Origin of the sequence: Hwanghaeella grinnelliae, from assembly GCF_004005845.1 — a bacterium.
Classification (GTDB): domain Bacteria; phylum Pseudomonadota; class Alphaproteobacteria; order UBA8366; family Aestuariispiraceae; genus Hwanghaeella; species Hwanghaeella grinnelliae.
Genome location: NZ_SADE01000003.1, coordinates 802,514 through 814,515 on the forward strand (window position 1 = coordinate 802,514; position 12,002 = coordinate 814,515).

Below are 12,002 nucleotides of genomic sequence, written 5' to 3' on the forward strand. Positions count from 1 at the left end.
CATCGCTAGCAGCAAAGACAACATTAGAATTCAGAAACCTCGATCCGTTCACCCCGCGTAAAGCGTGAAAGCCGGTAGGGCTGTGGATCGACGATGGGTTCTTGCCCCGTGGCGATATCGGCGACCAAATGAGCCGCGCCAGGACCAATGCCAAAGCCGTGCCCGCTAAATCCCGCGGCCAGGATAAGTCCTGACATTTTTGGAACTTCCCCGATCACCGGCACACCGTCGGGCGTGCTGTCGACAAAACCGGCCCAACTGGCGACGGTCGGCAGTGATTTCAGCGCCGGGATAAGCGCGGCGGCGCGTTTCAAAGTAAGCCTCACGGTCTTCGAGTCCGGGGTCGGATCAAGAATGCGCATCTCCTCCATCGGCGTTGGCCGGTCTAGCCGCCATCGTGACAGCCCCTCGTGTCCGGATCGCAGGCCCTGCAACCCACCCGGCGACAGATTGCGCCACCGCCGCATGAACATCGGCAGGAATTGAAACTGAAATCTCAGGAACTGCGCTGTCGGATCAACCTTGGCGCGGCCGCTGATCGCCAATGTGTGACAACCGCTGCCGCGGTGCGTGATAGAAATGGATTTGCTGTAGAAGGCATCCGGCAGTTTTAGTGGACCGGTTCCGACCGCAAGTATGGTCTGGCGGACTGACGCCTGCGGGAAGCGGATGCCAAGCTGCCTACAGAAAGACGACGCCCAGGCGCCCCCCGCCTGTACAACCATCGGCGTGCGTATGGTGCCCCTCTCCGTTACGACAGCGCTCACCGCGCCCCCTGTCGTCTCAATGCCTCGTGCCGCGCAAGCCTGATGAACAGTCCCGCCAAGCGCCATCAGCGCCTTGGCCACCGCGGGGACTGCCAGCCCCGGATTGGCGATTCCATCCATCTGCGACAGAACCCCGCCCTTCCAGCCTTGGCCAGTGAAGCTGCCTCGTTGCGTGGCTTCTTCACCGGTCAGCATCTGCGTCTTGACGCCAACTGAGCGCGCGAACTCGCCCCAGCGCGCCCAGGTATCGAGTTCCTCCTCATTATTGCTGACGTAAAAGAGACCGCATCGGCGAAAGCCGGTATCCTCACCACTCTCGTTTCCGAACTGTTCCCAAAGGTCGAGAGCCTTCGTCGCAAGCGGCAGTTCGCGGGCGTCGCGGTTCTGCTGTCGACACCAACCCCAGTTTCGGCTCGATTGTTCGCCACCGACAACGCCCTTTTCCAGCAACGCAACCTTTAGCCCGCGCTTGGCCAGATAGTAGGCCGTGAAGGCACCGATGACGCCGCCGCCGATTACAACGGCATCGGCCTCGTCCGGCAATGTTGGTGTGGAAGCGATGAAACTCAATGGGGCGGGCATGATACTGATCTCCTGTGAACGGAAGTGTCAGGCAAAGCCGAGGATGGATTTGACCTCGAGGTACTCCAACATACCCTTGAGGCCGTATTCGCGACCGTTACCTGACTGCTTGAAACCGCCGAACGGCGCGTGGGGATCCCAAGCGGGATAATTGAGATGCACTTGGCCTGCGCGGATTTGTGACGCCACGTCTTTGACAATTTCCATGTCGTTGCCTTGCACATGCGCACCAAGGCCATAGACGGTGTCGTTGGCGATAGTGATGGCCTCCTCCACAGTCTCGTAAGGGATGATGCAGAGGACCGGGCCGAAAATTTCCTCCTGGGCAATACGCATATCTGAGCGGACTTCCGAAAAAATCGTCGGTTTGACGTAGAAGCCGGTGCTCATACCCTCAGGCCGTCCCGGACCACCAGTGACGAGTTTGGCGCCTTCGGAAATACCAACGCCGATCATGGTCTGAACGCGGTCGAATTGCGCTCCGTTGGCAATGGCGCCATGGGTGCTTGTCTCCGACAAAGGATCGCCGACAACGACCTCCGCGGCAGCTCGTTTTGCGAACTCCTCGACACCGGAAAGAAGCGCGTGTGGCACAATCATGCGCGTCGGTGCGCTGCAGGACTGGCCGAGATTGCGGAAGGCAGCAGCGACCCCCAGGGAGACGGCACGGTCTAAATCGGCATCTGGTAGGATCACGTTCGGCGACTTACCGCCCAGTTCCTGTGCGACGCGTTTCACCGTCGGCGCCGCTGCCTGGGCCACGGCAATGCCCGCGCGGGTGGAGCCGGTAATGGAAATCATGTCGACGTCACGATGGGAGGCAAGACCACTACCCACACCTGTTCCGTCACCATTTACCAGGTTAAAGACACCGGCCGGAAAGCCGGCGTCTTCGATCGCCTCGGCAAACAACAAGGCGCTCAAGGGCGATAGTTCACTTGGCTTCAACACCATCGTGCAACCTGCGGCAAGCGCCGGCGCCACCTTTGCGGTGATCTGGTAGAGCGGCCAATTCCACGGCGTAATCAACGCACAAACGCCAATCGCTTCGTGGGTGATTGCGGTATGACCATGTTGCCTGACAAACGAAAACGCCGCGACGACATCCCGGGCAGCGTTCACATGGGCAATCGCCAATGGCACCTGCGTGCTTCGTGCATATTCTAAGGCCGCGCCCATTTCGAGGGTCAGGCACTGGGCAAAACGCTCACTGCGAGCATCGATCAGCGCCGCAAGGCGTTCAAGCAGCTCTGCGCGATTGTCCGGCGAGGTGCGGCTCCAGCCGGGGAAGGCCCTACGTGCTGCGGAGACAGCCGCGTCTACGTCCTCACCGTTTCCAAGCGGAAAACGGCAAACCTCCTCCTCCGTCGCCGGATTGACCACAGTGCCGTGGGTCGTACCCTTCGGCTCTCGCCATTCGCCGTCGATGAAGAACCTGTTCAGATGGCCGTTCCGGATCAGGTGTTCGAGAGGAGCGGTCATGTCACCAAATCCTTCATTCGATAGTAGGCGCCGAGGACCGGCAGGAACCAGGGTCGGCCGAAATAGCCCGGGATCGCGGGCCAATCGAAATCCTTCCAAGGGTTCAGATACGGGCGGCCGTCCATGACATCCGCCATGACACCGCCCATCAGTGTCGCCATTTGGGTGCCATGCCCGCTATAGCCCATTGAGTAATATATGCCGTTTCGTTCTCCGGCTCTGGGAAGACGGTCACGGGTCATATCCACCAATCCACCCCAGCAGTAATCAACCCGTGTGTTGGCGAGCTCCGGGAATACATCCGCCATAGCCGCTTTCAGGATCCGACCGCTCTTCTCATCTGATTGAGGATTGCTTCCTGCAAACCTGGCACGTCCCCCGAACAGCAAGCGATTGTCCGGCGTCAACCGCCAATAGACGACGAGGTTGCGTGTATCGACGACGTTGCGGCCTGTTGGCATGAGGCGGGCGACCTGCGCGGGTGACAACGGCTCCGTCACAATCAGGAAGGCACCGATCGGCACGATGCGACGCCGGATCCATCCAAGTGGACCGACCTGAGAGATACCGCTCGCCAGCAAGACCTGACGCGCGTGGATCCTGCCCTTGGGTGTCTCAACCGCATGGCCACGGTCAACCTCTCGCAGAGCCATGGCGGGGGCATATTCATATACATCGGCACCACGCCGTGCGGCCGCGGTTGCCAGCCCCCGGACATAACGGCCAACATGCATGTTGGCGCTCTTTGGAAAGAGCAGCCCGCCGTAATATCGGTCCGTCCCTACTTCGCTGTGCAGATCGGCCCGGTCGATCAATCGTGTTTCGGGATCGACGTTCGCCGCCAAAAGTTCCTGGCTGCGCGCCAGCATGTCGTAGTGCTCGGGTTTGGCAGCAAGCTTAAGCTTGCCGACGCGCGCGAAGCTGCAGTCGATCCCTTCCTCCTGCACCAATCGCTCAACCATATCGACGCCGGCGTCAAAGGCTTTGTATATAGCATTCGCTTTTTCCTGACCGAACCTGTCGGTCATGACAGCATAATTCTGCGCAAAGCCGTTGTTGCACATGCCGCCATTGCGCCCGGATGCCGCATTGCCGATCGTTGTGGCTTCGAGCAGCGCGACACGGGCGCCTTTCTTTGCAAGGGCCAGCGCAGCGGAAGATCCGGTCAGACCGCCGCCTATCACGGCCACGTCATAGCGGCCTTCGAGAGGGGTGGAAGCGCTTTGATTGAACGGCTCGGACGTGTCCAGCCAATAAGAGGCAAGTTTCATTTCTTCACCAACCACGAATCCTCTCCCAGCGAGCCTCAATCCTGGGTCTCTCGCCATCGACGACGCTATAGAAATCATGTTGGCCGGCCATTGCGCAGGCGTGATTGGGTAGGATCCGGACCCGCGTGCCGACCGGAAGATCAGGCATACTCTTGCCGGAACCGCAGCGCATCGAGAGGATGCCATGCTCCTGGCTGGCCTGGGATACGATTACGTCTTCAAGCACACGCCCCTTTTCGTCGCAAACCAGGCCGTAACCCTGGTCGACCTTCTGACTTGCGGTTCCGCGATCGCGGGAAAGCGCCATCCAGCCCGCATCGATCAACACCCATCCCTTTTCCGGTTTCACACCAACCACCGTGGCCAGGGTAGTGATCGCGATATCATCGACCGTGCAGACGCCGACCCCGTGCTGGACGAGGTCGAAGAACATGTAAACGCCAGCGCGAAGTTCCGTGATACCTTCCAGACTCTTCGCGAAATGCGCTGTCGGGGTCGATCCGATGCTCACGATGGGGCAAGCATGACCGCGGGCGCGTAGGGTCTCGGCGGCAGCCACGGCGGCCTGACGCTCGTTCTCGGCTGCTTTCACCAACGCATCAGGCGAACTTAAACTATAGGACTCGCCAGCATGAGCGAGGATCCCGACCAGATTAGCGCCTGCGGCAACGATCCTGTCCGCCACCTCAAGCAACTTGGGATCGTCCGGCTTCAGGCCTCCACGATGATCATCGCAATCCAACTCAATAAAGGCAGAAGGCGTAACGCCGGTGGCCTCGCGCACATCAGCCAGGGCATCCGCCTGCTCGACCGTGTCGAGCAACAGCTTTAGATCGACGCCCGTGCGTCGGCAAATCTCCATGGCACGCAGAGCCGAAGCCGGCGACATACCGACAGCATAGGTGATGTCACGATAGCCGTGGTCAGCGAAATATTCCGCCTCGGCGATGGTTGAAACCGTGATCGGGCCGGGTCCGTCGGGGAAAACATGCCGGCCGACATCGACGCTTTTCGCTGTCTTCATATGCGGCCGCAACACCACGCCGAGGTCTTCTGCGCGGGCGGCCAAGCGCCGGACATTACGTTCCAACCTTTCCCGGTCGAGAAGCAGCGTCGGGGTGATCAGATCATCGAGCATGGTGGCCGTTTTGCGCTCGTCTGCGTTCGTCTTCATCTGCCGATAATCCTTATCCCTAGCCAAACGACTGGCTCGCCAAAGCGAACATGCTCGCGGGTCCCTCCGGGACCGGCTGCCGTCCCTTGACCATGGCTGTCACCGGGCTGACACGCGTCAGGCCCAGGCTTTCCAGCCAATCACTCAGGCCATGCCTCGCATGGACATCAATGCGCACAAATTTCCCATGGAGCGTCGAGAGCTGGCTTAGAATCAGGCGCTTGGCATCATCACCACACTCGGCAGCAACCGGCCCCACCACATAGCCCCGCCCAAACCTGCGGGTAATGACGTAACCAACGATGCGCCCAGCGCGTTCCATCAGCGTAAGGCGCCCCTCCCGGGCCAACGCGTTCACCAGCGGCACCCGGTCTAAGCCGGTAGCTTGGCGGTCGAAGGTATGGATAAGAGGAAGGTCCGCCGGCATCGCCGACCGAATTCCGTCACTGCTGTCCGAAGGAACGGCCGTTTCAAACAGACCCTGGTGCTGCACAATGGGTCCTACCTTCATGAACCCGCGCCGCTCATATAGCGCCAGTCCTTCTTCGGTAGCACTGAGCAAGACATCTCGTCCCTCCGTCGCCTGCAGCAGGCTATCGAGCAACAATGCGCCGTAGCCACGACCCTGTTCGGCGGCCGTGACAATGATCATCCCGGCGCAGGCATGGGTTTGCCCATACGTCCACCACATGGCCGTGCCGATAACTTCGGCCCCCCGTTCCAGCACCAAGCCATGCCCCATCGCGGAGGCAAATTCCCAATCCTCGAGCCGGTAAGGCCAACCCATTTCCTGCGACAGTGCCAGGGCGCCGGGCAGGTGCCGCGCCTCCAACGCTGTCACGTTCGGTTCAGAGCCATTTGCCTCTTGCTCAGTTTTTCTTCCCATTGCCGAGGTGCCTTTCGCTGATCCGTGGTCACATCTTGTTTGGCTGCAAGAATGGCGTCCGGCGGGCCACGTTCGATGCTGTTTTGCCCGTCGAACTCGGCAGGATCATTCGTTCTGTTCTTTCTCTCGGCATAAAAAATTGCGCTATTTGGGTAAAAAATTAACCCCGCCTCGAAACACCGGCCGCCATGACCGGCTACCGGTTCGAAAGTAATTGCCAAGACCTGTCGCAACGCTGGACCCCACCTGCGGGAAACATCGAACACGTGAAAAAGAGCGTCGGACATAGGATGCAGAAGGATGAAACCATGATCTACATCAGCGAAGAGGAATCTGCGGACCTGGTCACACATGACCTTGCCTACGAGGCGGTGCAGCAAGCGCTGGCCGCTGCAGCCTCCGAACACTGCGGAGTCTTTCCCGCGGTCCTTGGACGGTCAATCGTGCCGACGAACACTTTTTCAATTAAATCCGGCTGGTCGAACAATCTTACCGGTGTAAAGGTGGGCTCGTTCTGGTCCGGCAATCCAGCCCGTGGCCTGCCCCGTCATAACTCGACCATCATGCTGCTTGATCAGGAGACGGGTCGGCTGCGCGCGGTGATCGAGGCCGGACAGGTCAATGCCTTCAGGACCGCCGCAGCGGATGCGGTCGCCGCCGACCTCCTCGCCCCCAAGCAGGCCAGAACTTTAGCTATATTCGGCGCCGGCAATCAGGCGCGCTATGAAGTGGCCGCGCTGGCGCGTATCCGCCCGATCGACACCGTGTTGGTCGTAGCCCGCCCTTCGACGGGCCGCGAAGCATTCGTCGACCTGATCAATGGAATGGGCCAAATCGCGCGTGCCGTGCCGGCCGAGGACGCCGTCCGCGCAGCCGACATCGTGGTAACGGCAACCCCGTCACGCGAGCCACTCTTCGACGCCGCTTGGGTTGGACCGGGAACCCATTTGGTCAGCATGGGGTCGGACGCGCCGGGTAAGCATGAACTGCCAAGCGACTTGTTGCCGAAGGCTAGATTGTTCTGCGACCTGCCGTCGCAATCCACTCAGATCGGCGACTTCCAGCATTCGAGAGAGCTGATTGAAGCCGGCACGCTGAAGGTAACGCCAATTGGCGATGTTATCGAAAAACGCGCACCGGGCCGCCGCACTGATGAAGAAATCACCGTCTTCGACAGTTCCGGGATTTCACTGCAGGATCTCTATATGGCGGACGCGCTTATCCAGGCAAAGGCGCGGCGGGACGCGAAAGGCTAGCCCCGCCGCCCTGGCCTGCTTCAATCGCTACCGGAATTCCGGGCGCAGACGATTCAAAAGCCCCTCACCCTCAAATCCCGAACACGCCGGGAAGCTGCGAAATATCGCGAATTTCAGTATATTCGTAGTAAGGGTTTTCCGGCTCATGGCCACGGTTGACCCAGACCTTGCTTTTAATCCCCAGGTCATAGGCAGAGATCAGATCGTGTCGGAAGGACGAGGACACGTGAGTAATGTCCTCCGGCCCGCATCCCAGCATGTCGAACATATACTCGAATGCTTTGAAATGGGGCTTGTAGGCTCCCGCCTCTTCAGCCGTATAGACAGCATGAAACGGGGCGCCGAGTTTGGCGACGTTTGAGGGAATTTGCGCCTTCATCGAATTGGTGATGGTAACCAACGGAATTTCCTGTGCGAGCTTAGCCAGACCAGCGGGAACGTCGGCATGCGGTCCCCAGGTTGGAATGCGGTTGTAGATCGTTTCCGCGTTTTCGGCATCAAAGGCGATGTTGTTGCGGCGGCACGTGCGCTCCAGCGCGTTGTGAACGACATCCGCATAAGGCTTCCAGTCCTGCATCACCTCGTCAAACCGATATCCCTGGAAATTCTTGATGAATTCGTTCATGCGCGGCTCATCCAAAAGATGGCCGTACAAATCCCGGGCGGCTTCTGCCATTTGAAAATTGATCAATGTTCCATGGCAATCAAAGGTTACATATTTCGGCCGGAAGCGTTCCATGTCAGTGTTTCCTATTAAGCTATTGATTGGGCTGAGCATATGCGCAACCGTTTAGCAGAATTTGCTGTAATGAATGGTCTATCAGCAGACCGCGCTCCGAACTGCCGATCACACAGCACGACATTTCTTAGGTTGCCGTGGCAGGAGCGCGTCGAGCACGAAAGCCCACCGCAAAGGCGCCGCCGAGTCAGCCAGTCGGGAATGGTTGGCCAGATCGACCGCTTTAGAAACTATCGTTGCGAACGTCGAACGCATCACGCAGTCCGTCGCCAATGAAGTTGAAGCTCGACACGGCAATGGTAATCGCGACGCCGGGAATGATCGCCAGCCAGGGCGCGCTATCCAGGTATTGCTGGGCACCGTTCAACATATTCCCCCAACTGGGTAGAGGCGGCTGAATGCCGAAACCGAGGAAACTGATGTATGCCTCGAGCAGGATCGCACGGGCAACCGTAAGCGTCGCGGCAACAATGATCGGCCCCATGACATTGGGCAAGATTTCGCGGAACATGATATGTGCCCCACTCAAGCCCAGCATACGCCCCGCCAGCACGAACTCACGTTCCTTCAACGACCGGACCTCGGCCTCAACGATTCGGGCGACTTCCATCCAACTGGTCACCGCAATGATGACGGTGATCATCACCGGACTAGGTTGCAGCGCCGCTGCAAGCGCCAGAAGCAGGAAGATGGTTGGAAAGGACAGAAAACCGTCAACCGTGCGCATCAAAACGGTATTGACCCATCCGCCCCGATAGCCCCCCACGACGCCAACAAGCATGCCGACAAGAATCGAAAGCACCATGGCGAAGAACCCAACTAGAAGCGAGATTCGTCCGGCCATCAGGAGGCGCACGGCAAGGTCACGCCCCAATGGGTCGGTGCCCAGATAGTGATCGCCTGTAAAGGGCGCGGCAAACCGGGCCCGCAGGTCGATAAAGAGAGAGTCGTAGGGCAGTAGATAGGGGCCGACCACGCAGGCAAGCGTCAGCAGGCCGATCATCAACAGCCCAAGCAGTGCCAAACGATGGCTCAAGAATCGTTTCACTACGCGGCTTTGCCACCAATGAGTGGGGGATTGGGATGCGGAAAGGGCGGTCATGTCGATAGCCTTCTGTACTTTTTGTTCCGGCATCAGGCCAGACGAATGCGCGGATCGATCAGCGCGACTGCGATATCGGCAATGAGATTGCCGACGATGGTGAGGATGGCGGAGAACATCAAAAGGCCCATCACGACCGGGTAGTCGCTGTAACCGAGACTATCGAGGAACAGTCGTCCCATTCCCGGCCAGGTGAAGACGGTTTCCGTCACGAGCGCACCCGTCAGGAGTGAAGGAAGCTGCACCCCGGCCAAAGTGATCATTGGCAGCAACGCGCAGCCGACGACGTGCTTCATCAACACGCGCCGCTCGGTCACGCCCTTGGCCCGCGCAGTCTTCACAAATTCCTGGCTGATCGCGTCCAGCGTCGCGGTGCGCATGTAGCGGCTCCAGATCGCGATATGAACCAGCGCAAGCACGACCGACGGCATAATCAAGTGATGCAGATAGTCTAGCACCGAGCCGTCACCGATCGTGTACATGTTGCCCGCCGGCAACCAGCCCAATCTCAGCGCGAAGACGTAGATGCCGATCAGGCCGAACCAGAAGGTCGGGATAGACAAAGCGACCATTGCCCCAACGGTCGCGGCATAATCGAAAATCGAATAGCGATGGGTGGCTCCGCGGATACCAATCCAGGTGCCGATCCCGATCGCGATGGCGGTAGAAGACCCCATCAACAGGAAGGTGGCCAGGACATGCCGGCCGATCACGGATAGAACGGAATTGCCGTCGCGGAACGATGTTCCCCAGTCACCCTGCAAAAGCCGCCAAGCCCAGTCGAAATACTGCACCAAAATGGGGCGGTTAAGTCCAAGTTGCTCGGCCAGCCGTGCCTTGTCTGCTTCGGTCATACCCGGATCGAGCGCATATTGAGCCAAGGGCCCGCCCGGAATGAGGTTGAGCACCACAAATCCAATGATCGAGACGATCACAAGCAGCACGATGCTCTGCATGAAGCGTTTGAGCAAGAATGCGGGCATTTATCCTCCTTCCGGAACAGGTCGTACAATACAGCGTTCACCGCCCGGAGCATTCAGCCCCGGGCGGTGAATTCTCGGTCAGGCCCAGTACCAAGCAGCGGCGTGCCAGGATTCCGTCCGCGTGTTGGTATTGACTTCGAAGCCCTCGATGCCTGCCTTACGGCCGTAGACGTTCGTATAGGCGAACATCGGCAAGAATGGCAGGTCATGCCGGATGATTTCCTGCACCTTGAAGTAGATTTCCCGACGCTTTTCAGGATCAAAGGTCCGGCTACCTTCCACAAGCAGGGCATCTACCTCAGGGTTGGAATACTGGGCATTGTTCGACCCGTTGCCGCCCTTGGCCGCGATTGCGTCGGTGTGGAACCGATAGGTCACATCGGGATCGCCGCCGACAAGATAGGTGATACCGACCATGGCCGATTCGAACTGCGATAGTCCCCAATACTCACCCCACATTACGGCCGGGGGCAGGTTTGCAATCGTCATCTCGACACCAATCTCGCCGAAAGTCTGCTGGAGAAACTGCTGGGTCTGCTCACGCAGGTGATTACCGACAGTCGTCGAGTTCGAGAAGGACAGGCGGACCCCGTCTTTTTCCCGGATACCATCGGCGCCCGGCACCCAGCCAGCCTCGTCCAGAATCTTGCGAGCGCGATCGAGGTTGAACTCTTGCTTCGGCAGATTCGGATTGAAGTAATAGGATTGCGGCGGCATGAAGGTTTCGGTTGGACTGGGTACACCGTAGTACAGAGCGTCGATAATCGCCGTCCGGTCCATCGCGAGATAAAGCGCCTCACGCACGGCCCGATCTTGGAGCTGGGGCAGTTCCTGGTTCAGGTAGATCGATTCGACGGATCCCTTGGGCTCCGCTGTCACGACCCGATCAGGCAGGTTCTTGGCTTCTTGGTAATGGTCAGGCGAGATATAGGCCTGCCCGACAAGGTCGACATCACCGCTCTTGAACTGGGCGTAGAGCACCGTCATGTCCGGGATGTACTTGAAGATGAGTTGTTCGATATAGGGGCCTTCGCCGAAATAGTCCGGGTTGGCCACAAGTTCGAGCCGATCACCGGCAAGACGCTGTCCCCATTTAAACGCTCCTGTCCCGATCGGCGCCTGATTGAACGCGGCTTGGTTGGGGTCGGCTTCTTTTTCCAGAATGTGCTTGGGCACCATGAAAGTTTCTGTCAGGAAGGACAAATAAGGTGCGAAGGCTTCTTCCATGCGCCAAGTGATTTCAGTCGGCGAGACCACAGTAATGTCACGAACCAACGAGTGACCTGTGGTGCGCCAGGCGCGGAAATCGGGGTTGACGATCAGCTGGAGGGTGTACTTCACATCTTCAGCTGTGAAGGGTGTGCCATCGTGCCAGGTCACGTCATCGCGCAACCGAATGCGCCAATTCAGTCCGTCCGCAGAGATGCCTCCATTGGCCTGACTCGGTACCTCGGTGGCGAGGTTCGGTATGATGACGCCATCGGCATTGATGCGGAACAGCGCGTCGAACACAGAGAAATCGAACGCGTCATCCACCTCGATATGCGGCATCAGCGGGTTGAACACAGTCGGTTCCTGCGACAGACCGACGACAATTCGGCCGGTCGGCGTTGCAGGCGGAGTGCTGGCAAAAGCTGGTTTGCCCAACAGATTGGGCGCAATCAGGCCCGCGGCACCGCCCGCGGCCATCATCCGCAGCGCAGAGCGCCGCGAAAAGCCGGTCTTGGAATTGTTTTGACTAGTCATTTTATATTCTCCCT

At 58.9% G+C, this 12,002-nt stretch carries 10 protein-coding genes; 1 reads left to right on the forward strand and 9 read right to left on the reverse strand.

What is annotated here, in order from left to right:
• Positions 1 to 23: 23 nt before the first annotated feature.
• The 5 genes from EOI86_RS20665 to EOI86_RS20685 are packed head-to-tail and all read right to left on the reverse strand — an operon-like array spanning position 24 to position 6,162.
• The gene (locus EOI86_RS20665) at positions 24 to 1,349 is read right to left on the reverse strand and encodes an NAD(P)/FAD-dependent oxidoreductase (protein ID WP_127767550.1); all 1,326 of its coding nucleotides are present in this window, start codon (positions 1,347 to 1,349) and stop codon (positions 24 to 26) included.
• 27 nt (positions 1,350 to 1,376) lie between these two features.
• Positions 1,377 to 2,831: an aldehyde dehydrogenase family protein gene (locus tag EOI86_RS20670; RefSeq protein WP_127767551.1), complete on the reverse strand. Its 1,455-nt coding sequence runs from the start codon at positions 2,829 to 2,831 to the stop codon at positions 1,377 to 1,379.
• Complete coding sequence (locus EOI86_RS20675) at positions 2,828 to 4,117, reverse strand: NAD(P)/FAD-dependent oxidoreductase (protein WP_240035753.1); 1,290 nt, start codon at positions 4,115 to 4,117, stop codon at positions 2,828 to 2,830. Before EOI86_RS20675 ends, EOI86_RS20670 begins: the two co-directional genes overlap by 4 nt.
• Positions 4,107 to 5,276 (reverse strand): alanine racemase, encoded by a 1,170-nt coding sequence (locus EOI86_RS20680; protein ID WP_127767552.1) that lies wholly within the window; start codon positions 5,274 to 5,276, stop codon positions 4,107 to 4,109. The genes EOI86_RS20675 and EOI86_RS20680 overlap by 11 nt, the downstream gene beginning before the upstream one ends.
• Before the next feature lie 19 nt (positions 5,277 to 5,295).
• Positions 5,296 to 6,162, reverse strand: coding sequence for a GNAT family N-acetyltransferase (locus tag EOI86_RS20685; RefSeq protein WP_127767553.1), 867 nt, complete (start codon positions 6,160 to 6,162; stop codon positions 5,296 to 5,298).
• 308 nt (positions 6,163 to 6,470) lie between these two features.
• On the opposite strand from EOI86_RS20685, the gene EOI86_RS20690 reads away from it, so the two are divergent.
• Positions 6,471 to 7,418 carry an ornithine cyclodeaminase family protein gene (locus tag EOI86_RS20690; protein WP_127767554.1) on the forward strand — a complete coding sequence of 316 codons (948 nt, stop codon included), beginning with the start codon at positions 6,471 to 6,473 and terminating at the stop codon, positions 7,416 to 7,418.
• 70 nt (positions 7,419 to 7,488) lie between these two features.
• On the opposite strand, the gene EOI86_RS20695 is transcribed toward EOI86_RS20690, so the two are convergent.
• The 4 genes from EOI86_RS20695 to EOI86_RS20710 form a co-directional block, all read right to left on the reverse strand.
• Entirely contained in the window at positions 7,489 to 8,157 is a 669-nt protein-coding gene (locus EOI86_RS20695; RefSeq protein WP_127767555.1) for a haloacid dehalogenase type II, read from the reverse strand.
• 223 nt (positions 8,158 to 8,380) lie between these two features.
• The gene (locus EOI86_RS20700) at positions 8,381 to 9,259 is read right to left on the reverse strand and encodes an ABC transporter permease (RefSeq protein WP_127767556.1); all 879 of its coding nucleotides are present in this window, start codon (positions 9,257 to 9,259) and stop codon (positions 8,381 to 8,383) included.
• A 32-nt stretch (positions 9,260 to 9,291) separates the two neighbouring features.
• Entirely contained in the window at positions 9,292 to 10,242 is a 951-nt protein-coding gene (locus tag EOI86_RS20705; RefSeq protein WP_127767557.1) for an ABC transporter permease, read from the reverse strand.
• Between the two features lie 78 nt (positions 10,243 to 10,320).
• Positions 10,321 to 11,988 (reverse strand): peptide ABC transporter substrate-binding protein, encoded by a 1,668-nt coding sequence (locus EOI86_RS20710; RefSeq protein WP_127767558.1) that lies wholly within the window; start codon positions 11,986 to 11,988, stop codon positions 10,321 to 10,323.
• Positions 11,989 to 12,002: the final 14 nt, after the last annotated feature.

What these genes read in the sequence shown, in the direction of transcription:
- EOI86_RS20710 (WP_127767558.1), bottom strand. Translation starts at nt 11,988, where the DNA reads ATGACTAGTCAAAACAATTCCAAGACCGGCTTTTCGCGGCGCTCTGCG.
- EOI86_RS20685 (WP_127767553.1), bottom strand. Translation starts at nt 6,162, where the DNA reads ATGGGAAGAAAAACTGAGCAAGAGGCAAATGGCTCTGAACCGAACGTG.
- EOI86_RS20695 (WP_127767555.1), bottom strand. Translation starts at nt 8,157, where the DNA reads ATGGAACGCTTCCGGCCGAAATATGTAACCTTTGATTGCCATGGAACA.
- EOI86_RS20705 (WP_127767557.1), bottom strand. Translation starts at nt 10,242, where the DNA reads ATGCCCGCATTCTTGCTCAAACGCTTCATGCAGAGCATCGTGCTGCTT.
- EOI86_RS20690 (WP_127767554.1), top strand. Translation starts at nt 6,471, where the DNA reads ATGATCTACATCAGCGAAGAGGAATCTGCGGACCTGGTCACACATGAC.
- EOI86_RS20680 (WP_127767552.1), bottom strand. Translation starts at nt 5,276, where the DNA reads ATGAAGACGAACGCAGACGAGCGCAAAACGGCCACCATGCTCGATGAT.
- EOI86_RS20700 (WP_127767556.1), bottom strand. Translation starts at nt 9,259, where the DNA reads ATGACCGCCCTTTCCGCATCCCAATCCCCCACTCATTGGTGGCAAAGC.
- EOI86_RS20670 (WP_127767551.1), bottom strand. Translation starts at nt 2,831, where the DNA reads ATGACCGCTCCTCTCGAACACCTGATCCGGAACGGCCATCTGAACAGG.
- EOI86_RS20665 (WP_127767550.1), bottom strand. Translation starts at nt 1,349, where the DNA reads ATGCCCGCCCCATTGAGTTTCATCGCTTCCACACCAACATTGCCGGAC.